This is a genomic window from Exiguobacterium sp. s157 (assembly GCF_018618205.1).
Lineage (GTDB): Bacteria > Bacillota > Bacilli > Exiguobacteriales > Exiguobacteriaceae > Exiguobacterium > Exiguobacterium chiriqhucha.
In genome coordinates this window covers 1-26,800 of the sequence record NZ_JACSLQ010000014.1, presented here as the reverse complement: position 1 = coordinate 26,800, position 26,800 = coordinate 1, and the positions used below count along the sequence as shown (strand labels likewise).

Annotated in this window: 22 protein-coding genes, 1 rRNA gene and 1 riboswitch; all 23 genes read left to right on the top strand. The window is 54.3% G+C overall.

From position 1 onward, the window contains the following. Window positions 1–97 (top strand): 5S ribosomal RNA (rrf, locus tag KNP67_RS14885); the annotation flags it as partial. 82 nt (window positions 98–179) lie between these two features. Further along, window positions 180–371 (top strand): NETI motif-containing protein, encoded by a 192-nt coding sequence (locus tag KNP67_RS14880; protein ID WP_021065189.1) that lies wholly within the window; start codon window positions 180–182, stop codon window positions 369–371. A 140-nt stretch (window positions 372–511) separates the two neighbouring features. After that, a riboswitch (purine riboswitch) is annotated at window positions 512–613 on the top strand. Between the two features lie 69 nt (window positions 614–682). Next, window positions 683–1,171: a 5-(carboxyamino)imidazole ribonucleotide mutase gene (purE, locus tag KNP67_RS14875; protein ID WP_021065190.1), complete on the top strand. Its 489-nt coding sequence runs from the start codon at window positions 683–685 to the stop codon at window positions 1,169–1,171. After that, a complete protein-coding gene (gene purK, locus KNP67_RS14870) occupies window positions 1,171–2,265 on the top strand; it encodes a 5-(carboxyamino)imidazole ribonucleotide synthase (RefSeq protein WP_029596118.1) in 1,095 nt (364 codons plus the stop codon). The genes purE and purK overlap by 1 nt, the downstream gene beginning before the upstream one ends. Beyond that, entirely contained in the window at window positions 2,262–3,554 is a 1,293-nt protein-coding gene (gene purB / locus KNP67_RS14865) for an adenylosuccinate lyase (protein ID WP_021065192.1), read from the top strand. The genes purK and purB overlap by 4 nt, the downstream gene beginning before the upstream one ends. Window positions 3,555–3,602: 48 nt before the next feature. Beyond that, window positions 3,603–4,307 (top strand): phosphoribosylaminoimidazolesuccinocarboxamide synthase, encoded by a 705-nt coding sequence (gene purC / locus KNP67_RS14860; RefSeq protein WP_021065193.1) that lies wholly within the window; start codon window positions 3,603–3,605, stop codon window positions 4,305–4,307. Beyond that, window positions 4,304–4,546, top strand: a complete 243-nt coding sequence (gene purS, locus KNP67_RS14855) for a phosphoribosylformylglycinamidine synthase subunit PurS (RefSeq protein ID WP_021065194.1) — start codon at window positions 4,304–4,306, stop codon at window positions 4,544–4,546. Before purC ends, purS begins: the two co-directional genes overlap by 4 nt. Beyond that, on the top strand, window positions 4,543–5,223 hold the full coding sequence (purQ, locus tag KNP67_RS14850) for a phosphoribosylformylglycinamidine synthase subunit PurQ (protein WP_029596116.1): 681 nt from the start codon (window positions 4,543–4,545) through the stop codon (window positions 5,221–5,223). Before purS ends, purQ begins: the two co-directional genes overlap by 4 nt. Beyond that, entirely contained in the window at window positions 5,207–7,426 is a 2,220-nt protein-coding gene (gene purL / locus KNP67_RS14845; RefSeq protein ID WP_214756940.1) for a phosphoribosylformylglycinamidine synthase subunit PurL, read from the top strand. Before purQ ends, purL begins: the two co-directional genes overlap by 17 nt. Next, window positions 7,402–8,811: an amidophosphoribosyltransferase gene (gene purF / locus KNP67_RS14840; protein WP_214756939.1), complete on the top strand. Its 1,410-nt coding sequence runs from the start codon at window positions 7,402–7,404 to the stop codon at window positions 8,809–8,811. The genes purL and purF overlap by 25 nt, the downstream gene beginning before the upstream one ends. A 12-nt stretch (window positions 8,812–8,823) precedes the next feature. Further along, entirely contained in the window at window positions 8,824–9,858 is a 1,035-nt protein-coding gene (gene purM / locus KNP67_RS14835; protein ID WP_021065198.1) for a phosphoribosylformylglycinamidine cyclo-ligase, read from the top strand. Continuing rightward, window positions 9,855–10,433, top strand: coding sequence for a phosphoribosylglycinamide formyltransferase (gene purN / locus KNP67_RS14830; protein ID WP_021065199.1), 579 nt, complete (start codon window positions 9,855–9,857; stop codon window positions 10,431–10,433). Before purM ends, purN begins: the two co-directional genes overlap by 4 nt. Further along, the gene (purH, locus tag KNP67_RS14825; RefSeq protein ID WP_214756938.1) at window positions 10,430–11,950 is read left to right on the top strand and encodes a bifunctional phosphoribosylaminoimidazolecarboxamide formyltransferase/IMP cyclohydrolase; all 1,521 of its coding nucleotides are present in this window, start codon (window positions 10,430–10,432) and stop codon (window positions 11,948–11,950) included. Before purN ends, purH begins: the two co-directional genes overlap by 4 nt. Before the next feature lie 13 nt (window positions 11,951–11,963). After that, a complete protein-coding gene (gene purD / locus KNP67_RS14820) occupies window positions 11,964–13,217 on the top strand; it encodes a phosphoribosylamine--glycine ligase (RefSeq protein ID WP_214715612.1) in 1,254 nt (417 codons plus the stop codon). A 99-nt stretch (window positions 13,218–13,316) separates the two neighbouring features. Continuing rightward, window positions 13,317–15,602 carry a bifunctional diguanylate cyclase/phosphodiesterase gene (locus KNP67_RS14815; RefSeq protein WP_241764611.1) on the top strand — a complete coding sequence of 762 codons (2,286 nt, stop codon included), beginning with the start codon at window positions 13,317–13,319 and terminating at the stop codon, window positions 15,600–15,602. Window positions 15,603–15,781: 179 nt separating this feature from the next. Next, the gene (locus KNP67_RS14810) at window positions 15,782–17,524 is read left to right on the top strand and encodes an adenine deaminase C-terminal domain-containing protein (protein WP_131472918.1); all 1,743 of its coding nucleotides are present in this window, start codon (window positions 15,782–15,784) and stop codon (window positions 17,522–17,524) included. A gap of 67 nt (window positions 17,525–17,591) precedes the next feature. Continuing rightward, entirely contained in the window at window positions 17,592–17,897 is a 306-nt protein-coding gene (locus tag KNP67_RS14805; protein ID WP_021065204.1) for a YerC/YecD family TrpR-related protein, read from the top strand. A gap of 36 nt (window positions 17,898–17,933) precedes the next feature. After that, on the top strand, window positions 17,934–19,316 hold the full coding sequence (locus KNP67_RS14800; protein ID WP_131472919.1) for a TrkH family potassium uptake protein: 1,383 nt from the start codon (window positions 17,934–17,936) through the stop codon (window positions 19,314–19,316). Between the two features lie 12 nt (window positions 19,317–19,328). Next, window positions 19,329–19,565, top strand: coding sequence for a hypothetical protein (locus tag KNP67_RS14795; RefSeq protein ID WP_021065206.1), 237 nt, complete (start codon window positions 19,329–19,331; stop codon window positions 19,563–19,565). 93 nt (window positions 19,566–19,658) lie between these two features. Continuing rightward, window positions 19,659–20,336 carry a heptaprenylglyceryl phosphate synthase gene (gene pcrB / locus KNP67_RS14790; protein WP_131472920.1) on the top strand — a complete coding sequence of 226 codons (678 nt, stop codon included), beginning with the start codon at window positions 19,659–19,661 and terminating at the stop codon, window positions 20,334–20,336. Window positions 20,337–20,374: 38 nt separating this feature from the next. Beyond that, the gene (gene pcrA / locus KNP67_RS14785) at window positions 20,375–22,591 is read left to right on the top strand and encodes a DNA helicase PcrA (RefSeq protein ID WP_021065208.1); all 2,217 of its coding nucleotides are present in this window, start codon (window positions 20,375–20,377) and stop codon (window positions 22,589–22,591) included. Between the two features lie 9 nt (window positions 22,592–22,600). After that, window positions 22,601–24,598 (top strand): NAD-dependent DNA ligase LigA, encoded by a 1,998-nt coding sequence (ligA, locus tag KNP67_RS14780; protein ID WP_214756936.1) that lies wholly within the window; start codon window positions 22,601–22,603, stop codon window positions 24,596–24,598. Window positions 24,599–24,826: 228 nt separating this feature from the next. Further along, a complete protein-coding gene (locus tag KNP67_RS14775; RefSeq protein WP_214756935.1) occupies window positions 24,827–26,692 on the top strand; it encodes a DUF7507 domain-containing protein in 1,866 nt (621 codons plus the stop codon). Window positions 26,693–26,800: the final 108 nt, after the last annotated feature.

Below are 26,800 nucleotides of genomic sequence, written 5' to 3'. Positions count from 1 at the left end.
CGGCCACACCCGTTCCCATGCCGAACACGGAAGTTAAGCGCTTCAGCGCCGAAAGTAGTTGGGGGTCTCCCCCTGTGAGGATAGGACGTCGCCAGGCAAACGGTGGTTCTGGAGCATTCGCTCAAGGGCCGCCGCTTTTTTATTTATATCGTGATTCAAATGAAAGAGAGGAAGAACAGATGGCCAAAAAAATCAAAGTATACGTCGAGCCAAACGAGACAATCGATGACTGTTTAAATCGAATTGCTCAAATGGGGTATCGCCCGGTACGTAGGATTGAAAAGCCTGTCTTTGAACAAACGGGAACCAAAGACGAACCTGTACATTCCCATCAATCGATTTTGTTTGAGTGCGTTGCTCTCGAATCATAATGCCAAACCGTCACGAATGCGTGGCGGTTTTTTTGTATTTTAACACCACTAAAGACGAACGATAAATATTCAGACAATTAAATTGTTCGCAGTTTGTTGACATGTTTTGAAAGAACAAGGTACGATAGGCGTGTGAGTTAATAACAAATTAAATAGTGCTCCATATAATCGCGAGGAAATGGCTCGCAAGTTTCTACCTGATCGCCGATTCTGATCAGACTATGGGGTATAGTCGACATTTTTTTGTCGTGGCCTATACCCTAAACTGGTTATTCGGTTTAGGGATTTCTTTATTTAAGGGGGACATTTGAATGAAGGCAACAGTAGGTGTGATCATGGGTAGCTCGTCTGATTGGGAAACGATGCGCCATGCTTGTGACATCCTAGAAGAATTGAGTATTCCATATGAAAAACAAGTTGTCTCGGCACATCGGACGCCGGACTTAATGTTTGAATATGCTGAAGAGGCCCGTGCGAGAGGCATACAAGTCATCATTGCAGGCGCAGGAGGAGCAGCCCATTTACCGGGAATGGTCGCAGCGAAAACAACGCTTCCTGTCATCGGAGTGCCTGTTCAATCTAAAGCGTTAAATGGACTTGATTCCTTGCTCTCGATTGTTCAAATGCCTGCAGGAGTACCAGTGGCAACGGTCGCTATCGGACGTGCCGGGGCGACGAACGCGGCCCTACTCGCCGTTCAAATCCTCAGCCTGCAATTCCCCGCACTGGTTGAACGCCTAGATACATATCGCCAAGCGAAGCGCGATATGGCACTTCAAGCGACGGAGGAACTAATCTAATGAGAATCGGCATTTTAGGTGGAGGTCAGTTAGGTCGCATGATGTCTCTCAGTGCGAGTGCTATGGGGTACGAAACGCTAAGCCTCGATCCAAACGCAAACGCGCCCGCCGCTCAGGTTGCACCAAGCATCGTCGCCGCATTTGACGACGTAACGGCAGCACGTGAACTTGCACATCGTTCAGACGTCATCACCTATGAATTTGAGAACATTGATACAGCGATGATTGAGGCCATTGCTGACAAATGTCCTCAAGGGATGGATGTCTTGAAGGCGACACAGCATCGAATCTTTGAAAAACAAATGATTGAAGGGGCAGGTCTTCAAGTCGCACCGTACGTTCCAGTCCGTTCCGTCCGTGATGTCATTCGAGCAAGAGACGTGTTAGGTTTTCCGTTTGTGATTAAGACGTGCCGTTTTGGTTATGACGGTAAAGGTCAAACGGTAATACGTTCAGAACAAGACGTAAGCTCGTTCACAGATCAGTTCGAAGAGACGGAATATGTGGCCGAAGCTTGGCTTCCTTTTAAAAAAGAAATCTCTGTTATCGTGACGAGAGGGACGCACGAGACGACGACGTTCCCCATCAGCGAGAACATTCATCGAAACAATATTTTATATCTTTCGATTGTACCGGCACGAGTGGAGCCTGATATTTTAGAGGAGGCGCGTCATTTGGCCCTCCAACTCGCTGACCACATCGGACTGATTGGTACGCTTGCGGTTGAGTTGTTCATTATGGAAGACGGTTCATTGTACGTGAATGAACTTGCGCCACGCCCTCACAACTCAGGGCATTACACGATTGATGCCTGTGAGACATCACAGTTCGAGCAACACATTCGGGCAATCACCGGGATGAAGCTTGGGCGAACGACGCTTTACACACCAATCGTCATGGTCAACCTGTTAGGCGAACATATGGACGAGCTGAACCCGCAAACGTTACCGTCGAATGTTAAACTACATTTGTATGGGAAAGAAGAAGCGAAGCAGGGGCGGAAAATGGGACATTTGAACGTGATTGCTGCTTCCGTCAAAGAAGCGCTTCAGACCATCGAACAATTGGCAATTTGGAAGGAGACCGTTTTATGATTTCACGTTATACCCGTCCTGAGATGGCGGCGATTTGGACAGACCAGAATAAATTTGAGGCATGGCTCCAAGTAGAGCTGTACGCCTGCGAGGCGTGGAGCGAACTTGGTATCATCCCGAAGGAAGATGTCGCCGTCTTATGGGACAAGGCATCGTTTGATGTCGAACGCATCCTTGAAATCGAGCAAGAGACACGTCATGACGTCATCGCATTCACCCGTGCCGTCTCAGAGACACTCGGTGAAGAGAAGAAGTGGGTGCATTACGGACTGACTTCGACAGACGTCGTCGATACGGCCTTATCGTACTTGATTAAGCAAGCGAACGATATTTTAGAAGCTGACATCGACCGTTTCATCGACATCCTCGCTGAAAAAGCTAGAGCACATAAGTATGACATCATGATGGGCCGTACACACGGTGTCCACGCAGAACCGACGACGTTCGGATTGAAGCTCGCCCTTTGGTACGAAGAGATGAAGCGCAACAAGAAACGGTTCATGGCAGCCCGCGAGACGATTGAATTCGGTAAGATGAGTGGTGCGGTCGGTACGTTCGCAAACATTGATCCATTCATCGAATCGTATGTGTGTGACAAATTAGGGATTCAAGCAGCACCGATTTCGACGCAGACGTTACAACGTGACCGTCACGCCGAATACATGTCCACGCTCGCGTTAATCGCCACATCGATTGAGAAGATGGCGACAGAGATTCGCGGCCTCCAAAAGACAGAGACACGTGAGGTCGAAGAATTCTTCGCCAAAGGACAAAAAGGATCGTCAGCAATGCCGCATAAACGTAACCCGATCGGTTCAGAGAACATGACCGGCCTGGCCCGTGTCATTCGCGGTCATATGGTGACGGCGTATGAGAACGTCCCACTCTGGCATGAACGTGACATCTCACACTCCTCAGCAGAACGGATCATTCTTCCGGATGCGACGAGTCTCCTCAACTACATGTTGAACCGCTTTGGCAATATCGTGAAGAACTTGACGGTCTTCCCGGATAATATGCGCCGGAACATGGACCGGACGTTTGGCATTATCTTCTCCCAACGCATCTTGCTCGCGTTGATTGAAAAAGGATGGTCGCGCGAAGCCGCTTATGATGCCGTTCAACCGAAGGCGATGCAAGCGTGGGAAGAAGAGACGATGTTCCGCACCTTGATTGAACAAGACGCCGAGATGGGCGCACTCTTCACGAGTGACGAGCTCGACGACCTATTCGACCCGAGCCATCACGTGCGCCGTGTCGATGTTATTTTTGAACGCTGTGGTTTGTGATCGTTGAGGGGCTTCATGCCCCTCTCACTTTTAAGGGGGACGATACAGATGGAAGCAATTTACGAAGGTAAAGCGAAAGCGTTATTTGAGACTGAAGAACAGGGTGTGCTCCGCGTTTATTATAAAGACGACGCGACAGCATTTAACGGGGAGAAGAAAGAATCAATCGCCGGCAAAGGCGTGTTGAACAATGCCATCACGACGCGCTTGTTCGAACTCATGCACGATAACAAGATTCCGACGCATTTCATTAAGCGACTATCGGATCGCGAGCAGCTCGTGCGCCGTGTCGATATCATTCCGCTCGAGGTCGTCGTTCGCAACGTCGCCGCCGGAAGCCTTGCCAAACGACTCGGTTGGGAAGAAGGGACACCGCTCCTGTCACCGATTGTCGAGTTTTACTATAAAGATGACGCACTCGGAGATCCACTCTTAACGGAGGATCATATCCGTTTACTGCAAGTTGCCACACACAAAGAAGTCGAAACATTGCGACAACTTGGTCTGTGGGTCAACGATGTGTTGCTCGATTTCTTCAATGAACATGGCATCGATTTAATCGATTTCAAACTTGAGTTCGGTAAAGTCGATGGCACGATCATCCTTGCCGATGAAATCTCACCAGACACGTGCCGGCTTTGGGACAAAGAGACGAAACAAAAGCTCGATAAAGACGTTTTCCGCAGAGACCTTGGATCTCTGACAGACACATACAGCCAACTGTTAACACGCATAGGGGGAATGGACCGATGAAAAAAGTAAACGTGTACGTGACATTACGTGAAAGTGTACTGGATCCACAAGGCGTCGCCGTAAAAGGTGGGCTCGAACATCTCGGTTTTACAGGGGTAGAGTCGGTACGCATCGGGAAAGTCATCGAGCTTCAAGTGGCAGATGAGACGACCGAAGCGATGGTGCGTGACATGTGTGAGAAGTTGCTCGTCAACACGGTTATCGAGAACTATCGAATCGAGATGGGGGTACTCGCATGAAATTCGCTGTCATCGTCTTCCCCGGATCGAACTGTGACCTCGACATGTATCATGCCGTAAAAGATGTCCTCGGCGAAGAAGCGGACTATGTGTTCCATACGGAAACGTCGCTTGATGGGTACGACGGTGTGCTCCTACCAGGCGGTTTCTCATACGGGGACTACTTGCGCTGTGGTGCCATCGCCCAGTTCTCACCGATTATGAACGAAGTGAAACGATTCGCCGAAGAAGGGCGTCCAGTGCTCGGCGTCTGTAACGGATTCCAAGTGCTCGTCGAAGCGGGACTCCTACCGGGCGTATTGATGCGCAACCGTGATTTGAAGTTCATGTGCAAGACAGTCGAATTGAAAGTCGAAACGAACGAGACGATGTTCACGAACGATTATGAGCTCGGGGAGACGATTCAAGTCCCAATCGCGCACGGGGAAGGCAACTACTACTGTGACGAGGCGACACTCGAGACGCTCCGAGCGAACGGACAAATCGCCTTCACGTATACCGACAATCCGAATGGATCGGTCGCGAATATCGCAGGAATCACGAACGTACAAGGTAACGTACTCGGAATGATGCCACACCCGGAACGAGCGGTCGAAGCACTCTTAGGCGGGGAAGATGGCAAACGATTATTCACTTCGATGGTGAAATGGGGGACTCGACATGCTACTTACAACTGAACCGACAGCAACACACATCCGTGAAGAGCGACTTTACGCCACGATGGGCTTGACCGATGAGGAATACGCGCTCGTCGTCTCACTGCTCGGTCGTGAGCCGAATTACACAGAGATCGGGTTATTCTCGGTCATGTGGTCTGAACACTGTTCGTACAAAAACTCGAAGCCTGTCCTCCGGAAATTCCCGACTACTGGGAAACACGTCCTTCAAGGACCTGGGGAAGGTGCCGGCATCGTCGACATTGGCGATGGCCAGGCCGTCGCATTCAAAATCGAGAGCCATAACCATCCATCGGCGATTGAGCCGTACCAAGGTGCGGCGACAGGTGTCGGCGGGATTATCCGCGACATCTTCTCGATGGGCGCGCGACCGGTCGCACTCCTCAACTCGCTCCGCTTCGGAGATTTGAACGAATCACGTGTGAAACATCTTTTCGGCCACGTCGTCTCCGGCATCGCCGGTTACGGCAACTGTGTCGGCATCCCGACGGTCGGTGGGGAAGTCGCGTTCGACCCGGCCTATGCCGGCAACCCGCTCGTCAACGCGATGTGCGTCGGACTCATTCGCCATGAAGACATTCAAAAAGGGATTGCCGAAGGTGTCGGCAACTCGGTCATGTACGTCGGCGCAACGACAGGACGCGACGGCATTCACGGGGCGACGTTCGCCTCGGAAGAACTCGGTGAGGATGCGGACGAGAAACGCCCGGCCGTCCAAGTCGGGGACCCATTCATGGAGAAACTGTTGATTGAGGCGTGTTTGGAAGTCATTAAGCACCCAGCCCTCGTCGGGATCCAAGACATGGGAGCGGCTGGTCTCACGTCGTCTTCGGCCGAGATGGCATCGAAGGCAGGCATGGGTATCGAGATGAACCTCGACCTCGTCCCACAACGCGAGGCTGATATGACGCCTTACGAGATGATGTTGTCCGAGTCACAAGAGCGGATGCTTCTCGTCGTCAAGGCAGGGCATGAAGATGAAATCGAAGCAATCGTCACGAAGTGGGGACTTCATGCGATCAAAGTCGGTGTCGTCATAGAAGAAAAAGTACTCCGTCTTCTCCATCACGGGGAAGTCGCAGCCGAAGTACCGGTCGACGCGCTCGCAGAAGACGCACCGGTCTACCATAAGCCGTCGAAAGTACCGGCATATTATGAGACGTTCCAAGCGATGGCACCGGTCCAACCGGTCGTCACGGACGTACTCACGACATGGAAAGACGTGCTCGCCATGCCGACGATTGCCTCGAAACGTTGGGTGTATGAGCAATACGACCATATGGTCCAAACGTCAACTGTCGTCGCGCCAGGAAGTGATGCGGCCGTCATCCGGATTCGCGACACAGACAAAGCACTCGCGATGACGACGGACTGCAACGCCAAATACGTGTACCTCGACCCACGTGTCGGTGGTGCGATTGCGGTCGCAGAGGCAGCGCGCAACATCGTTGCTAGCGGCGCCACACCGCTCGCCCTCACGGACTGCTTGAACTTCGGTAGCCCGGACAAGCCAGAAGGGTTTTGGCAGCTCGATCAAGCTGTCGAAGGGATGGCAGAAGCGTGCCGTGCCCTCGACACACCAGTCATCGGTGGGAACGTTTCGCTTTACAATGAGTCGAACGGGACGGCGATTTATCCGACGCCGGTCGTCGGCATGGTCGGCTTGATTGACAAACCGGAACATATCACGACGTCGTTCGCGAAAGCAGCAGGCGACATCATCTTCTTGCTCGGGGAGACAAAACCTGAGTTCGGTGGTAGTGCGCTTCAAATGTTGCAAGACGGTCAAGTGAGCGGACAGGCGCCGACGCTTGACCTGGAGACGGAGAGCCGTCAGCAACAAGCGCTCCTCGCAGCAATCCGGGAAGGACTTGTCACGGCGGCCCACGACGTATCGGAAGGTGGACTCGCCGCAGCACTCCCTGAACTCGTGTTCGGCACGGGCTTCGGCGCAGACGTCACAGTCGACACAGATCTCGTGACGACACTTTTCAGCGAATCACAGTCACGGTTCCTCATCACAGTCGCGCCACATCAGGCCGATGCGTTCGCGAGGTTGACGAAGGCGACACGCATCGGACAGGTGACAGACACGCCACAATTGACGGTGCGTTCGAGCGACCGCCTAATCGAAATGGACGTCACGGAACTTGAACGGGTATGGGAAGGAGCTATTCCATGTTATATGACATCCGAGGCATGAACGAGGAGTGCGGGGTATTCGGGGTATTTAATCACCACGAAGCGTCACATCTCGCCTACTACGGCCTCCACAGCCTGCAACACCGGGGACAAGAAGGGACAGGCATCGTCACGGCTGACGGCGAGCGCTTGCACGCCAAACGCGGACTCGGCCTCGTCGCTGAAGTGTTCGACGAACCGTCGCTCGATGCATTGACCGGGCATCACGCTATCGGTCATGTCCGTTATTCGACGGCAGGCGGCAACACGCTCGAGAACGTCCAACCGCTCCACTTCAAGTCGCTCACGGGCGATTTGGCGATGGCGCACAACGGGAATCTCGTCAACGCCAACGAGTTGAAACATATGCTCGAAGCGGAAGGTGCGATTTTTCAGACGACATCTGACACGGAAGTCGTTGCCCACTTGATTAAGCGGAGCCGCGGCAACTCGATGAAAGAACGAATCGCGGATAGCTTGGCTCGTCTCGTCGGAGCGTTCGCCTTCCTCTTCTTAACGGAAGACGCGCTCTACGTCGGAGTCGATATTCACGGATTACGTCCGCTCTCGCTCGGCCAGACCGAGGATGGAGCCTACGTGTTCGCCTCAGAGACATGTGCGTTCGACGTCGTGGGGGCGACGTACGTACGTGATGTCGAGCCAGGGGAACTCCTTATGATCACGCAAGACGGGATTGTATCAGAGCGGTACAGCGAGGCCTCGGTCCGCGCGATGTGTTCAATGGAATACATCTACTTCTCACGGCCGGACTCGATCATCGATGGCGTCAACGTGCACACGGCCCGTAAAGCGATGGGGAAAAAGATGTTCGACGAGGCACCGGTCGAAGCGGACGTCGTCACCGGCGTCCCTGATTCGAGTATTTCAGCAGCCATCGGCTACGCCGAGGCGAGCGGAATTCCGTACGAGATGGGACTCATCAAAAACCGATACGTCGGCCGGACGTTCATTCAACCGTCGCAAGAGTTACGGGAGCGCGGCGTCAAGATGAAACTGTCGGCGCTGCGAGGTGTCGTGAACGGGAAGCGGGTCATCATGGTCGACGACTCAATCGTTCGCGGGACGACGAGCCGACGCATCGTCAAACTGCTCCGTGAAGCCGGGGCGACCGAAGTGCATGTGCGCATCACGTCACCACCGATCAAGCATCCGTGCTATTACGGCATCGATACATCATCAAAGGAAGAGTTGATTGCGGCCACCAAATCCATCGAAGAGATTAAAGAAGAGATTGGGGCCGATTCACTGGCGTTCCTCACATTGGATGGGACGGTCGAAGCAATCGACCGGCCGTTCGAAGGGAACTTGCGCGGGCAGTGCGCCGCTTGCTTCACCGGACTTTATCCAACTGAACTGGCGGAACTTGTAACAGAGACAAAAGCTTGAGGGGGACTGACGATGAGTTTAAGATATGAACAAGCGGGTGTGAATTTAGAGGCAGGTTATGAGGCAGTATCACGCATGAAGCGTCACGTTGCACGGACGATGCGTCCAGAAGTGATGACCGGGCTCGGTAGTTTTGGTGCGATGATTGACCTTGGCTCGATGCAGTTGAAACATCCGATTCTCGTCAGCGGAACGGATGGGGTCGGCACGAAACTCAAACTCGCGTTCGCGCTCGACCAACATGATACGATTGGAATTGACTGTGTGGCGATGTGTGTCAATGACTGTCTCGTCCACGGAGCCGAACCGCTTTATTTCTTAGACTATATCGCGACCGGAAAAGCGGAACCGGCCAAACTTGAGCGCATCGTCGCAGGCGTCGCCGAAGGCTGTGTCCAAGCGGGCTGTGCCCTCGTTGGAGGCGAGACGGCCGAGATGCCGGGGATGTATCCGGACGGCGAATATGACATCGCCGGATTCGCCGTCGGTGTCGTCGAGAAGGAAGCACTGATCGATGGACGGACGATTGAAGCGGGGGACATCGTCCTCGGACTCGCATCATCGGGTGTCCATTCAAACGGATTCTCGCTCGTCCGCCATATCGTCGAATCGCAAGGGCTCGCCTACACTGATGAGATCGCCATGCTCGACACGACGCTCGGGAACGCCCTTTTGTTGCCGACGCGCATCTATTCCGAGGCGGCGAAAGCGGCCATCGCGACGGGGCGTGTCCAAGGCATGGCCCATATCACGGGCGGCGGTTTTTACGAGAACGTGCCACGCATGCTGCCGGAAGGCCTCGGTGTCACATTCGACGCATCGAATTGGCCGAGCCTGCCCGTGTTCGACTGGCTCGAACAAGTCGGGCATGTCTCGAAACAAGAGATGTTCAACGTGTTCAATATGGGTATCGGCTTCATGATCGCAGTCCGTCCTGAAGATGTCGAAGCTGTCGAAGCTGCGCTCGAGCGCGCCGGAGAGACGTCGCATCGCATCGGGAAAGTCGATGCCAAACCGGGTGTCCGCATCATGGGGGTCGACCAGTGAAAAAGTTTGCCATCTTCGCCTCCGGGTCCGGTAGCAACGCCGAAGCGATTTGGCAAGCCATTGACCGAGGCGACTTGTCAGGGGAATGCGTCCTGCTCGTCACGGACAAACCAGAAGCGAAAGTACTCGAGCGGGCCGATCGGTTCAACATCCCGACCTTCTCGTTCGAACCGAAGACGTACGCCTCAAAAGCGGAATTCGAACAAGAAATACTCGTCCTACTACAGGCACTCGGCGCCGACTATATTGTCTTGGCCGGGTATATGCGGTTGATTGGGGACGTGCTGCTTACCGCGTATCCAAAGCAAATCATCAACATCCATCCGTCGCTCTTACCGGCGTTCCCTGGAAAAGACGCCATCGGTCAGGCGCTCGCGGCGAATGTGCCGACGAGCGGGGTCACGGTTCATTACGTAGATGCCGGGATGGACACGGGACCAATCATCGCCCAACAAGACGTCGCTATCGCAGGCTGTGATGCGGCCGAAGCGGCAAGACGCATCCAAGCGGTCGAGCATCAGCTCTATCCGCGCGTACTACAACAAGTGTTTATCCAACAGGAGGTTTTCAAGTGAGAGCATTACTGAGTGTGTCAGATAAAACAGGAATCGTCGAGCTCGCGCAGGCGTTGCATGAAGCGGGCATCGAACTCATTTCGACAGGCGGGACGGAAGCAGCGCTCATCGCGGCCGGCCTTCCGGTAAAAAACATCTCAGCAGTGACGTCGTTCCCAGAGATGCTCGACGGACGCGTGAAGACGCTCCATCCGCTCGTTCACGGTGGCCTGCTCGGACGCCGCGATTTGGACTCGCACGTCGAACAGATGAGAGACCATGACATCGAGCCAATCGACTATGTCGTCGTCAACTTATACCCGTTCAAACAGACGATTGCGAAAGAGAATGCGATGTATGAAGAAGCGATTGAAAATATCGATATCGGTGGACCGAGCATGCTCCGTTCAGCCGCGAAAAACCATGCCAGCGTGACGGTCGTCGTTGATCCGGCCGACTACGGTCATGTGGCCGAAGCGGTTCGTGCCGGCGGGACGACGTTCGAAACACGTCAACGTCTTGCGACAAAAGCGTTCCGTCACACGGCGGCGTATGACGCCTTGATTGCCGACTATTTAGGGCAGCAGATCGGCGAGACGTTCCCGGAACAGCTCACGGTCACGTATGAGAAAGTACAAGACCTCCGTTACGGGGAAAACCCGCACCAGCAGGCAGCGTTTTACAAGACGCCGCTCTATCACGGGATGACGCTCGCGAACGCGAAGCAACTGCACGGCAAAGAACTCTCATATAACAATATCCAAGATACGAATGCGGCGCTCGAGGCGCTCAGCGAATTGACGGAGCCGGCAGCGGTCGTCGTCAAACATATGAACCCGTGCGGTGTCGCTGTCGGACAGACAATCAGCCAGGCGTTCTCAAGAGCCCATGCGGCCGATCCGGTCTCGATTTTTGGAGGCATCGTCGCCTTGAACCGTGAAGTCGATGTGGAAACGGCAGAGGCGCTCCGCAACATCTTCCTAGAAATCATCATCGCGCCATCCTTTAGTGAGGCAGCACTTGACCGATTGAAAGAGAAAAAGAATCTTCGGTTATTGACGCTCGACATGGGCCAGATGACAGGGATGCGCTTGACAGCCGTCGCGGGCGGTCTCCTCGTACAAGATGGGGACGACGTCACACTCGATGATGCGTCATGCCAAATCGTGACGGACCGTCGTCCGACGGCGTCTGAATGGGAAGATTTGAAACTTGCGTGGCGTGTCGTGAAACACGTGAAATCCAACGCCATCGTCGTCGCCAAAGACGAGACGACAATCGGCATCGGTGCGGGACAGATGAACCGCGTCGGCGCGGCGAAAATCGCTTTCGAACAAGCAGGGGAACGTGCTCAAGGGGCCGCTCTCGGTAGCGATGCGTTCTTCCCGATGGGCGATACGGTCGAGGCTGCGGCTGCGGCCGGGATCACGGCCATCATTCAACCGGGCGGATCGATTCGTGACGAAGAGTCGATCGAAGCGGCGAACCGTCACGGCATCACGATGGTGTTCACGTCAGTTCGACACTTCAAACATTGAGAGGAGCGATAAGATGAACGTACTCGTCATTGGACGTGGCGGCCGTGAACACGCGCTCGCCTGGAAACTGGGACAAGACGGACATGAGGTGTTCGTCGCCCCGGGCAATCTCAATATGGATGGTGTGACGTGCGTGCCGATTGAAGAGACGGATGTTTCGGCCCTTGTTGGGTTTGCGAAGCGCGAAGGAATCGACTGGACGATTGTCGGCCCCGAATCGGCCCTGATGGCCGGAGTCGTCGATACGTTCCAAGCAGAAGGTCAACACATCTTCGGACCGACGAAAGCGGCAGCGCTCCTCGAGGGTAGTAAAGCCTTCGCCAAAGAAGTGATGCGCGAAGCAAATATTCCGACAGCGGGATATGATACGTTTACCGACGCAGCGTCGGCGCTACGTCATATCGATCAGTCGGAAGCCCCGCTCGTCGTCAAAGCGGACGGACTCGCTGCCGGGAAAGGCGTGACCGTCGCGTTCACACTCGATGAGGCGCGGGCGGCGATTCACGACATCTTCGGCACCGATAAGTTCGGGGATCAGTCCCGTGTCGTCATCGAAGAGTTTTTAGACGGGGAAGAGTTCTCGCTCATGGCGTTCGTCTCAGGCGAGCACGTCATCCCGATGATCACGTCACAAGATCACAAACGTGCGTTTGACGGCGACAAAGGGCCGAATACGGGTGGCATGGGCGCATATAGCCCGATGCCTCATCTCGACGATGCCGTGTACACGGAAGCGGTCGAGCGCGTGCTCTTCCCGCTCGCGCGGACGATGGTCGAACGAGGCACTCCGTTCGAAGGGTTCTTGTATGCAGGTCTTATCTTGACGGCGGATGGCCCGAAAGTGATCGAGTTCAACGCTCGGTTCGGCGATCCCGAGACCGAGGTCATTCTCCCGAACTTGGCATCTCCTCTCCTCGACGTCATCGAGGCGGTCGTGGACCAAAAAACGTATCCGATTGAATGGGTGGAAGGCTATACGATTGGAGTCGTCGTCGCGGCAGAAGGCTATCCTGATCGAGCGACGACCGGACAGGTACTATCAGGCTTCGGTGACTTACGAGACGATGTGCTCGTGTTCCATGCGGGCACGACCCGTGACGGGGCGGACATCGTCGGCAACGGGGGACGCTTGTTCGTGCTCACGTCGACAAAACCGACCTTGCTCGAAGCGAAATATGCCGTCTATACGGCACTCGAACAACTTGATTTGCCACAGACGTTCTACCGTCGAGACATCGGGGGACGGGCGTTGGCACGTATTTTTTAAAGGATGGGTCAACCCGTCCTTTTTTTCATGCGAAAAGAAGGGAATTCACGCTTCCTGCTCTACAATAATGGAGTAGATTGAAGGAAGAAGGTGGTCGACGTGCGCATTCGGACGAAGCTCATGATTGCGGTGGCCGTGAATATAGTCGTGTTTGTCGGAATCATCTTTTTTGGGGTCCGCCCTTATTTTATCGAGAAGAGCATGGAACAAGATCGGCAGACGGTCGAGAGTCAAGTCGCGAGCGTGTCAGAGACGCTCGCCAATCGGAAGCATACGCTCGAGCGCACACTCGTCGATTGGGCCGTCTGGAATGACACCTACACGTTCGTTCAACGACGGAACGCCTCCTATGTCCAAAGTAACATTAGCGAGGAATCGCTTGAAAACTTGAGCGTCAACGCCATCGTCTATTTGGACCGGGACGGAGAAGCGTTCTACTCGTCGTTCCGTTCAGCGAGCACGACGTTGTCAAAAACTGATCAACAAACGCTCATCAAGGCGGTCACTTCTCGATTAAGCGATCAGGAAGATACGCAAAACGGCATCTATGCGAGTGATTTCGGTCCGACGCTGTACGTCAGTCACCCGATTTTACGAAGTGATAGTAGTGGTCCAAGTCAAGGTACGCTCGTCATGCTCGAGTTCGTCGACCCGGCATTTCTGGCGGACATGAGCACCCAGACGAAAATTCCATTGACGATTCAACCTGCGCGTCAAAATCAGACGGTCATCACGGATGGCGATGCGGGGACCGACGTCGTGATTCCGCTTGGCACTGTGTTTCAACAGTCCGATTTCGAGGTCAAATTCACCGTCGAACAAACACATTATGAAAATACGGTGGCGATGTTACGACTCGGGATGATTGCCCTCGTCGTCCTTGGGCTCGGTCTCTTCTTTTCGTTGCTGTGGACGATTCACCGGGTCGTGATTCGACGTCTCATGGAAATCGTCAGTGAGTTGAAAGTGATTACACTCGAACGGGATAGCCGGCTCCGGCTCAGTCGTGATGCGAAGAGCCACGACGAGATTGAACAGATGGCGACGAGCATGAATGAAGTGCTCGCGGCACTCGAAGACACACGTGCCGAAGTGATTGACCGAGCGTTTCGTGACGCGTTGACGTTGCTTCCGAACCGGCTCGCGCTTGAGGACTACTTCTCGAACGTACGTGGCAAACAAAATCAAATCGGTGTGCTCGGTTTGGACTTGGACGATTTCCGGCGCATCAACGACCAGTACGGACACCGGACAGGCGACGCCGTCCTGATTTATATCGCTTCCCGACTCAACTTTTATAAAGAAGACGGATTTGTCGCCCGAATCGGTGCCGATGAATTCATGTTCGTCCACCCAAGCTGGACGCTCGAACAATTGCAGCCGGTCGCCCGGCGTTTGATCAAAGACTTGAAGGATTGGGCCGAAGTCAACGGGGTGAAGGGGATGGCGGCGACAATCGGTATCGATGTGTTCACTTGTGCCGAACCGCACCATACGTACGAGATGATGATGGGACGGCTCGATGTCGTCATTCATGAGGCAAAACTGTCAGGAAAGAATCGAGTGCTCACGTTCCAAGAAATCGAGGATGGAAGCCACTACTTACAGACGCTCGAGATGGAGCGTGACTTGCGCCATGCGCTCGAACATGATGAATTCGAACTGTATTATCAACCGATCGTGTCGCCGCGACCGTTTGCCGTACGTGGCGTCGAGGCGCTCATTCGTTGGAACCATCCGACGAAAGGTCAAATCTCACCTGGACTGTTCATCCCTGTTGCCGAACAGCTCGGTCTCATCTCTGATTTGGGTCGTTGGGTGCTCGAACAAGCGGTCACAGAGATGAAAGACCACGTGGAACGACATCACTTGTTCCTATCGATTAACGTGTCGAAGCGCCAAATCGCCGACGGTTCGTTTTTAGCTTCATTAGAACGAGTGTTGATGAGTTCGAGGTTTGACCCTCACCGTCTCCATGTCGAAATCACCGAGAGCGAGGTCGGCGGCAATTTATATGAACTTCAGCAGTTCATTCAATCGCTCAAGGCCATCGGCGTCAAAATCTCGCTCGATGACTTCGGGGTCGGCACGTCGTCGCTGTCGTTTTTACAGTCGCTCCAACTCGATTTGATTAAAATCGACCAGAATTTCGTCAAAGGGATTCCGGAGAACACGTTCGACCGGGCGTTGCTCGAAGGGTTATATCAGACGTTCCACACGCTCGGGCTCGATATCGTCACCGAAGGAGTCGAACGTCCGGAACAGCTCGCCTTCGTGCTCGAACATAGCAGCTCCCTCATTCAAGGCTATCATTACAGCAAGCCCGTTCCGCTCGCTCAACTCGAGCATTATTTGAAAAAGACGGTCACGATGTACGATTGGTGAAGGCGTCTCCCGTGGGAGACGTCTTTATTTGTGTGAATTTCATGTGAATTCCGTTACAATGGGCAACATAGCTTGCGAGCCTTTCAGAGAAAAGGTAAACTTGAATCAGATGAAAGAAAACGCTTACAAAATTATTTTCTAATAATAATGGCGAGGCGATTAAGGGAGGATTGGGTTCGATGCCACCAAAACGATCGGCGCGGGCACCGTGGTCTAAAGCGATGATTCGGTCACAATTAGAAGTCGTGAGCCAAGTCAGACCACCTTCGCTCGTATTGACGAATGCCACATACTTAAATATGTACGTGAAGCAGTGGAAACAAGCAAACATATGGATTGAGCATGACCGAATCGTCTATGTCGGGCCAGATGTACCGAAAGCTGCCGTCGAAACGGTGGATATGTCAGGGAAATACATCGTGCCGGGCTATATCGAGCCGCACGCGCATCCATTCCAACTATATAATCCGGCGACGCTGTCGAAGTATGCAGGTGAGCGGGGGACGACAACGCTCGTGAATGACAACATGCTTCTTTTTTTACAAAATAAGGAGCAAGCGTTTGCGCAACTGGAAGCGATGCAACAGCTTCCGACGAGCACGTACTGGTGGGCGCGTCTCGATACGCAGACCGAACTTGACCGTGATAGCGTTCTCGTCGACTCCGAGCGGATTCACGCTTGGTTCAATCACCCGGACGTCATCATGGCCGGAGAATTGACGGCCTGGCCACGGACGTTAAAAGGTGATGACGAGATGCTTCAGTGGATGCTCGATGCGGAGACGTGCGGTCTCCCGGTCGAAGGACACTTCCCAGGGGCTTCGGCGAAGACGTTGACGAAGATGGCGTTGATGGGTGTTCACAGCGACCATGAAGCGATGACGGCCGAAGAAGCGCTCTGCCGGCTCGAACACGGCTATACGACAACACTCCGTCACTCTTCCATTCGTCCTGACCTTCCGGGACTCATCCGTGGTCTGCTCGACGCCGGACTCGAGGCGTTCGATCATGTGATGGTCACGACAGACGGGTCGACGCCAGGATTTTATCAAGACGGGTTACAAGACGCGCTCGTGAAAATCATGATTGAGGCGGGTTTGCCTCCAATTGAAGCATACCGCATCGTCTCGTTGAACGTGGCGCGACACTTCGGGCTCGACCACGTCCTCGGTTCGATTGCGCCGGGACGCATCGCCCATCTCAATATTTTGGATGCGGTTGATGAGCCACGCCCGAGCGCTGTCATTGCCAAAGGGCAATGGATTTATCGGGACGGGACGTCCGAATTTCCGAACGAGCTCGTCGATGCGGCGCTTGCCTTGATGCCGTCGACGAACGTCGACATCGAACTGACGCCGAACGACTTATCGTTCAGCATGCCGGTCGGGCTCGACATGGTCAACTCGGTCATCATGAAGCTGTTCAAAATCACGCACGATACCGGACAAGATGAGCTGCCACGTGACGGGGACGAGTCGTTCCTCATGCTGCTCGATAAAGAAGGGAAATGGCGCCTCAATACGGTGCTGAAAGGATTCGCCAACGACTTCGGCGGCCTCGTCAGTTCGTATTCGATTAGCGGTGACTATTTGATTCTTGGGAAATGCAAACAAGACATGTTGACGGCTTTCGAGCGGATGAAGGAACTTGGCGGCGGCATCGTCCTTGTCGACCGCGGTGAGGTGATCGCGGAAATCCCGCTCCCGCTCTGTGGAATGACGTCGAAGGAGCCGGTCGAACGGTTGATTGTCCAAGAAGAAGGGTTGCGGGCCGAGCTACTGATTCGTGGATACAAATTCGAAGACCCGATTTATACGCTCTTGTTCTTGGCGTCAACGCACTTGCCATATGTGCGGGCCACACCGCTCGGGATTTACGAAGTGATGAAGAAACAAATACTATTTCCGGCGATTTTACGATGAACAGTTGAGTCCGAGCCGGTCGTGCTTTAGAATGATAAAGAAGTACGATGAGAGAGGATGCTTGCGGATGCAACTCGATAAATTACGAGGACGAGAGCTCGATCAGCTATTTGAGGCGATTTTGAAGCTCGATACACTCGAAGATTGTTATCAACTATTTGAAGATTTAGCGACCGTGAACGAAGTACAGGCGCTCGCCCAACGGCTTGAAGTAGCCCGTCAAATTCGTGAAGGTAGCACATATCATAAAATTGAAGAAGCGACAGGTGCTTCGACAGCCACCATTTCCCGCGTCAAGCGTTGCTTGAACTACGGGTCTGGCGGTTATGATCTTGCCCTTGAACGTCTAAAACAATCAGAAGGTGACTCGTAAGAGTCATCTTGTTTTTGATGGGAGAGGAGGGGCGAGATGCAAGACAAGTTTATGAAACGAAATTTACAGCTGTTCTTCCGGAAGCTGACACCGGTCCAGACACTCGTGTTGATTTACAGCGCGGCGGTCGTGTTGTCTGTCATTCTGCTCGCCTTACCGATTGCGCGACAGCCGGGTGTCACGATCACATTCACCGATCTCGTCTTTTTTGCGGTCAGCTGTGTCAGCGTCACCGGCTTGACGCCAATCGTCGTGACGGATACGTTTTCGACGTTCGGGCTGTTCATCATCCTGTTCATCGTTCAAGTGAGCGGGGTCGGTCTGATCAGTTTGCACGTCATCATGTGGATTTTGCTCGGAAAGCGGATTGGCTTTCGTGAGCGTCAGCTGATTTTACGGGACCAGAACCAGACGTCGATGTCTGGAATCGTGAAGTATATTGCGGAAATTGTCATCACCGTTATCACGATTGAAGCGATTGGGGCAATCATGCTCGGAATCCATTACTTAAATTACTTTGATACGGCCAGAGAGGCGTTCCTGCAAGGGCTGTTCGGTTCGATCAGTGCGACGACGAACGCGGGGTTCGATATCACCGGCAGTTCGCTCGCGCCGTTCCGGGAAGACCCGTTCGTCATCTTTACGCAAATCGCGCTCATGACCGGTGGCGCCATCGGGTTCCCGGTCCTCGTCGAGATTCGCACCTATTTGACGAACCGGATTATACGGAAACGTGAGAATTTCCCGCGCCGCTTCTCGTTGTTCACGAAATTGACGGTATCCACGTTCTTCGGATTGATCGCGGTCGGGACCGTCGGCTTGTTTCTATTTGAATACAATAACGCGTTCAAAGGTTTACCGCTCTGGCTCGCGCTCTCGGATTCCTTGTTCCAGTCCGTGACGACGCGAAACGGGGGCTTGACGACGGTAGACGTCAACCTGTTCTCGGAAGGCAGTATGTTATTGTTATCGATTCTGATGTTCATCGGGGCGTCCCCGTCCTCGGTCGGCGGGGGGATTCGGACGACGACGTTCGCCGTCGCCGTGCTCGGGGTCGTCGCGTTCATTCGCGGGGACTCGTCCATCAAAATTTTCGGGCGCGAGATTGTGCTCGAGGATATTTGGAAAGCGTTCGTCATCATCACGGTGTCACTCGCTGTCCTGCTCACGGGGGTCATGGTGCTCACCTTCTTTGAAGACGCATCGCTTACCCGCATCTTGTTCGAGGCGTGCTCGGCGTTCGGAACGACCGGCTTGTCGGTCGGTCTGTCGGCAGAGTTCAGTAACGTCGGAAAATGGGTACTCACGATTTTAATGTTCATCGGTCGAATCGGTGTCATCGCCTTCATCTTGATTTTGCAGCGGAGACAGCCGAAACGGATGTACAACTATCCGAAAGAATCAATCATCTTAGGCTAAGGAGCTCAGATCATGAAGGCTTTTTGGATCAACTTTGGTTACGTGTTCGCCGTCCCGGTCTTACCGTTCATCGCGGTCGTGAACGGAACAGCGCTCTGCTCGCCAGATTCACCGTTACTCGAGATTCCAGTGCTCGGCTTCTTTTTGGCCAATCCGCTCTGGTTCATCCCGGTTTACGGACTGTTCGCACTCGTCGTCGCCAAATGGATGACGGCCCGCGAACAAAAGACGCACGCCAGACGTGCTTGAGACTTGCCTCGGCAAGTCTTTTTTTGTTCAACAGATGCAAGCGACGGGAAAAATCGCTACACTAGAGAAGGTATCGAATGGGAGGGAAGCCGAATGGATTTTCAATCGTGGCGCCACGTCTTTAAACTTGATCCGAATAAACCGCTCGATGATTCGGCGCTCGCAGCGCTCATCCGTTCGGGCACGGACGCTTTCCTCATCGGTGGGACGGACGGGGTCGACGCGGAAAACACGTTCGCGCTCTATACTCGTCTCGAAGGATGCGGCATCCCGCTCGCGCTCGAGATGAGCCATCCCGAGCAAGTGATTCGAGGCTTCGACCACTATTTCATTCCGACCGTCTTGAACGCGGGCACCGTGGACTGGGTCATCGGTCATCAAACGAGAGCGTTCGAACGATACGGACACTTGTTTCATGCGGATGTGACCGGACAAGGGTATATCGTTTTGAATCCAGATGCGAAAGTGGCCCACGTGACCGAGGCGAAGACCGATTTGTCCATCGAGACAGCCATCGCCTATGCGGAAGCGGGACATCGCTTGTTCCACCTGCCTTCCTTGTATGTGGAGTATAGCGGCACGTTCGGATCGGTCGAGCTCGTCCAAGAAGTGCGGCTGGCCGTGCCGGATGCCCATCTGTTTTATGGGGGCGGTATCACCGGATACGAGTCGGCCCGGGTGATGGCTGAACACGTGAATACGATCGTCGTCGGCAATGTGATTTATGACAATTTCGAAGGAGCGCTTGCGACTGTCGCGGCACTCCGATAAAATAAGAACAAATGTTTGGATAGGGAAAGGAAACGATTATGTATAACTTGAGTGAAGAATTAGTCAAAGGCATGAACCCTCCGCAAGCGGAGGCGGTCAAATATACGGACGGCCCGTTGCTCATCATGGCCGGGGCAGGGTCTGGGAAAACACGTGTCTTGACGCATCGCGTCGCCTACTTGATGGCGTCGAAACAAATCGCGCCGTGGAACATTCTCGCCATTACGTTCACGAACAAAGCGGCTCGCGAGATGAAAGACCGGATCGCCCGCCTCGTCGGTGGCGTCGCGGACGATATTTGGATTTCGACGTTCCACTCGATGTGTGTCCGGATTTTGCGGCGTGACATCGATCGCATCCGTTATGACCGGAACTTCTCGATTCTCGACTCGTCCGATCAGTTGACGGCCATCAAACAAGTGCTTAAAGAGTTGAACCTTGACCCGAAAAAATATGAGCCGCGGACGCTCCTCGGTATGATTTCGAACCATAAGAACGAGCTCCGCACGCCGCAAGATGCGGCCGCACTCGTCGGCAACAACCCGTACGAGAAAGTCATCTCGGACGTCTACACGGCGTATGAGAAGAAATTGAAGCAGAACAACGTGCTCGACTTTGACGACTTGATCATGAAGGCGATTCAGTTGTTCCAAGAAGCGCCGGACGTGCTCGCGTTTTATCAGAAGAAGTTCCAATACATCCACGTCGACGAGTATCAAGATACGAACCGGGCCCAATACACGCTCGTCAAGCTGCTCGCGCAGGCGCATGAGAACCTGTGTGTCGTCGGTGACTCTGATCAGTCGATTTATCGCTGGCGCGGCGCCGACATCGCCAACATCTTGACGTTCGAGAAGGATTATCCGAGCGCGCACGTCATCTTGCTCGAACAAAACTATCGGTCGACGAAGCGGATTTTGGAAGCGGCGAACGGTGTCATTCAAAACAACTCGGGTCGAAAAGACAAGCAGCTCTGGACCGAGAACGTCGAAGGCGAGAAACTCCTCTTGCATGTCGCCTCGGATGACCGGGATGAAGCGTTCTTCATCATCAATCAGATGAAGGAGCTCCGCCAAGAAGGCATCGATTACGGCGAGATGGCCGTCCTGTACCGGACGAACGCCCAATCGCGCGGACTCGAGGAAATGCTCCTCAAGTCGAACATCCCGTATAAGATGGTCGGCGGGACGAAGTTTTATGAACGAAAAGAAATCAAGGATATCTTGGCGTATTTGCGCTTAATCGCCAACCCAGACGAGGACATCTCATTCGTCCGTGTCGTCAACGAACCGAAGCGCGGCATCGGCGCCGCGACGGTCGATAAGCTCGGCGACTTCGCCGGGATGCAAGGCGTGTCGCTCATGGAAGCGATTCGTGACATCGAACTGTCGGGCATTGCGCCGCGCACAGCGACGAAGCTCGCCGAGTTCCGTCAATTGATGGTCGATTTGCGTCAAATGGCCGACTACTTGTCCATCTCGGAATTGATTGAAGAAGTGTTGAAGAAGTCAGGCTACGAAGAGATGCTCAAAATCGAGAAGACGCTCGAAGCCGAGAGCCGCCTTGAGAACTTGCAAGAGTTCCTCTCGGTCGCCCAAAATTTTGAGAAAGAGAGTGACGAGCAGACACTCGTCGCCTTTTTGACCGATTTGACGCTCGTCTCGGACCTCGACACGCTCGAAGAAGTCGACGAGTTACACCAAGTCACACTCATGACGCTACACTCGGCCAAGGGACTTGAGTTCCCGGTCGTCTTCTTGATTGGGATGGAAGAAGGGTTGTTCCCGCACAGCCGTGCCTTGAACGACCCGGAAGAGATGGAAGAAGAACGCCGTCTCGCGTACGTCGGCATCACGCGGGCCGAGAAGCGTCTCTATTTGACACGGGCCCAGTCCCGCATGTTGTACGGGCGTTTCCAAAACAACCCGGAGTCGCGCTTCTTGCACGAGTTGCCAGAGACGCTCTTGGAGCGATCGGGCAAAGCGAAGAAGCCGATGCCATGGAATCCAGTCGAGTCGCCGGGGAAACTTCCTGTGAACGGCTTCAGCTCGAAACCGAAACCAAAACTTGCCCAGTCGTCCGGCGCCGAATCAATCGGTTGGAACGTTGGGGACAAGGCCAATCATAAGAAATGGGGACAAGGCACGGTCGTTCAGACGCGTGGCGAAGGCGATCAGCTCGAGCTCGATATCGCTTTCCCGGCCGTCGGCATCAAGCGCCTGCTCGCCAAGTTTGCCCCAATCGAAAAAGCGTGAGGTGATCATATGGAGATGGCAGAACGCGTTGAAGCGATTCGTCAAAAGTTAAATCAATACGGGTATGAATATTATGTGCTCGACCGACCGAGTGTCCCAGATGCGGAATACGACCGTCTCATGAACGAATTGATTGAAATCGAGACGGACTATCCGGAACTCCGGAGTCCGGATTCACCGACGCAACGTGTCGGCGGCGTCCCGCTCGATGCGTTCGTCAAAGTGACACATGACACGCCGATGCTGTCGCTCGGGAACGTCTTCTCCAAAGAAGAACTCGTCGAATGGGTCGAACGGATTGAGAAAGATCTCGGCTATAGTCCGCTGTTCGTCGCCGAACTCAAGTTTGATGGGCTCGCCGTGTCGCTGAAATACGAAGACGGTCGGCTCGTCCGTGGCGCGACGCGCGGGGACGGGACGACTGGGGAAGACATCACGCAAAACTTGAAGACGATCCGCTCGATTCCGCTCCGGTTGAACGAGGACGTCACGTTCGAGGTGCGCGGTGAGGCGTACATGCCGAAACGGTCGTTCGAACATTTGAACGACGAGCGGGAACGCCTCGGCGAACCACTATTCGCCAACCCACGCAATGCGGCGGCAGGTTCGCTCCGGCAGCTCGACTCGAAAATCGCGGCGTCGCGGAACTTGGCGTTCTTCGCCTACGGGCTCGTCTCGACGGACGATCTCGCCGCCTCGCATGACGAGTCGCTCGAATATTTGCGCCGTCTCGGGATTGCCGTCAGCCAAGAATACACGACGTGTCATACGGCCGATGAGTTATGGGACTATATTGAAACGTATGTGACGAAGCGGTCGGAGTTGCCGTACGAGATTGACGGCATCGTCATCAAAGTCGCAGCTTACGAAGAGCAAGAACAGCTCGGCTTCACGGCGAAGAGTCCGCGTTGGGCCGTCGCGTATAAGTTCCCGGCCGAGGAAGTCGTGACGACGATTGAAGACGTCGACTTTAGTGTCGGGCGGACCGGGAAAGTCACGCCGCGTGCGCGGTTTGCACCGGTCTCGGTCGCAGGGTCGACCGTGACGTATGCGACGCTCCATAACGAGGACTTCATTGTAGAGAAGGACCTTCACATCGGAGACCGTGTCGTCATCAAGAAAGCGGGGGACGTGATCCCGGCCGTCGTCTCGGCGCTCGTCAGTGAGCGGACCGGGGAGGAGACGGAAATCGTCTTCCCGACGCATTGTCCAGCTTGTGAATCTGAACTCGTCCGGTTAGAGGGCGAGGCGGACCACCGCTGCGTCAATCCGGAATGCCCGGCCCAACTGCTCGAAGGGCTGATTCATTTCGTATCGCGCCCGGCGATGAATATCGATGGGCTCGGTGAGAAAGTGATTACGCAACTCCATGCGTCTGACCTCGTCCATAACGTGGCCGACCTATATCGTCTCGACCGGGATGCGCTGCTCGCGCTAGACCGGATGGGCGAAACGTCGGTGACGAACTTGCTCGCGGCGATTGAGCAGTCGAAACAGAACTCGCTCGAGCGTGTCTTGTTCGCGCTCGGTATCCGCCTCGTCGGACAAAAAGCGGCCGCGTTGATTGCGGAACGGTTCGAGACGATGGAGGCGGTCATGGAGGCATCGATCGACGAGTTGACGTCAATCGATGGTATCGGTACGAAGATGGCTGAATCGATCGTCTTATACTTTGAGAAGCCGGAAGCTCGTGACCTCGTCCGTGACCTCGGCGCGGCAGGTGTCAACCTGACGTTCAAAGGTACGAAACGACCGGTCGCTGACGCTGATGCGCCGCTCGCCGGGAAGACAGTCGTTTTGACCGGGAAACTGCATGAGATGACGCGTGGCGAGGCCGGTAAGCAACTTGAACTACTCGGTGCGAGCGTCACAGGCAGCGTCAGCAAGAACACCGACCTCCTCGTCGCCGGCGAGAAGGCAGGGTCGAAATTGACGAAAGCCGAGTCACTTGGCATCGAAGTGTGGGATGAGGCAGCGTTGCTCGCCTTCTTAGCCGACCCATCTTGAACGAGGTCCTCCTGAAGGAGGGCCTTTTTTTTCATTGACCTGATTTTCAAACGTTTCCGTTTTCGAGCAGATTCGTGCCCTCATGGGACGGGTAATGATTAGTATCTACAAATACTTTTCGACATCAAGACCTTACACCACGACTCGCGCACACTCATCCTCCATCCCTCTCCCGTGCCGGAGCGTGTCATCGCAGACGTTCGTCACACCTTAGAGGAGGGGACCATCATGCAACGCACCAACCGACGTTTCATCGCACTCATCACATTCGTCCTCGTATTGATCAGCATGTGGGCACCGAATGGAAGTTACGCGAACGCGACAATGACACCTACGCCAATTTATGCACAAATTGATTTGAGCCCTGAAGAAATCGAAGCGTACGATGACGCGAGTTTGATTTACGCGGACGTCACGTATTACGGGGCACGTGAGACGTCAACGATTTGGCGGTTCATGATTGACGCGACCGAGGTCGACGTGACGACAATCGATCAAGTCACCTTGTATGACAGTGCCGGTGTTCCTTATTCATTTCCGGGCGCCGTCTATGCGTTTCAGATGGAGGAGCTTGCAGGCGAGTCGATCGAACCGGGTGGTGACGGGACGGAGACGATTCCGGACGTCGACATACCGGTCGAGCCCCCGCTCGTTGAACCGGAGCCCTCACCAGAGGAACCTGTCACAGAAGAAGTGGCCGCACCTTCCGCTAGTCCAGCAGTTGCCATCGATCAATTGGTGCTTGGTGCCGATGGGCCGATTGAACGTGTGTTAGGCGGAGATTTGGTGACGTATCGGCTCGTTATCGATGTGACGGGCGCTCCGATTGAGAACTTATCTGTGACCGACACGGTGCCCGAAGCGTTGACCGTCGTCGCGGATTCGGTCGAAGTGCTCGGTCCGGAAGGCTCGGTCGCCCCGACTACCTTGAGCGGACCACCAGCTTTCAATTGGACGTTCCCGACGATACCGGTCGGAACGACGACGATTCAGTTCGATACGTTCGCACCAGACGTGACGAGTGAGACCGTCGTGACGAATACGTTCTGTATCGGTGTTGAAGACGAGACCGTTCCGGCAACTTGTACGGAGGCGAATGTCACGGTCGTACCGAACGAGACGATTGGCCTTGAGGTCGGGAAAGAGGCAAACATCGACCAAGCCGTCGTCGGTGGGATGATCCCATATACGTTCGTTATCGAGAACACAGGCGAGACGGCGCTCACGATTACATCCATCGAAGATGAGTTCTTTAGCGGCGACATCGACGGCAAGACGGTCGACACGTTCAATGCAAACGTCCGCGAGCGCTTATTGGCACTCGTCGGCGATGATGGGCTTCTCGCTGGGGAACGAGTCGAGGCGACCGTCAACTTATTGATTCCAACCGATTACGATCGGACGAGCGCTCCTGAAATCGGGAACGTGTTCCGCGTCGCTGCGACCGATGCTTACGGTCGAGTCATCGATGCCGAGAGCCAACAAATCGTCTTATTGAATCAAGCTGACTTCACCGTCACGAAGACGGCGCGTCCCGAAACGGTGCATCCAGGTGAGGCGATTCGCTATACGTATACAATCACGAACACGTCGAACGTCACCTTGTACTTCGTCGACGTCATCGACGAATGGACGAGCGGGGCGTTGACGACCAAAGAACAGCGCGAGACGACCGAGACGCTCCGAGACGGCATGCGTGCTCTGGCCGAAGTCGAGAACGGATTAATCCCCGGCGAAGAGGTCGTACTCGAGATGGAGAAAGTACTCTTGCCATCTTATGATGTGCGGGCCGGCGCAGTGCTCACGAACCGGACGACGTTCACGTTCGAAGTCAATCGTGAGGCGCGCGTGTCGCGGACGGTCGAGGCGACCGTGCACGTGAAGCAAAACCTTCCAAAACCGGGCAACGATAACCGTGATGACCAAGATGAATCGGTTTATGTGCCGGAACCAACGACTCCGGTGACGCCAGACCAAGCGACCCTTCCGATGACCGGCACGACAAAAACGTGGGGAACGGTACTCGGACTCGTCTTGATCGTGCTCGGTCTCTTGTTCTTGACGCATCGACGTCGCCCATCTCCGAAAGCATGACGTGGACACCCTTCAACTCGATGATATGCTCCCCAATAGGTAGACAGATGAAATAACAAATCTGTTTATCTGATTGGGGAGTGTTTTTTTATGGCGAGAAGTCGGCAT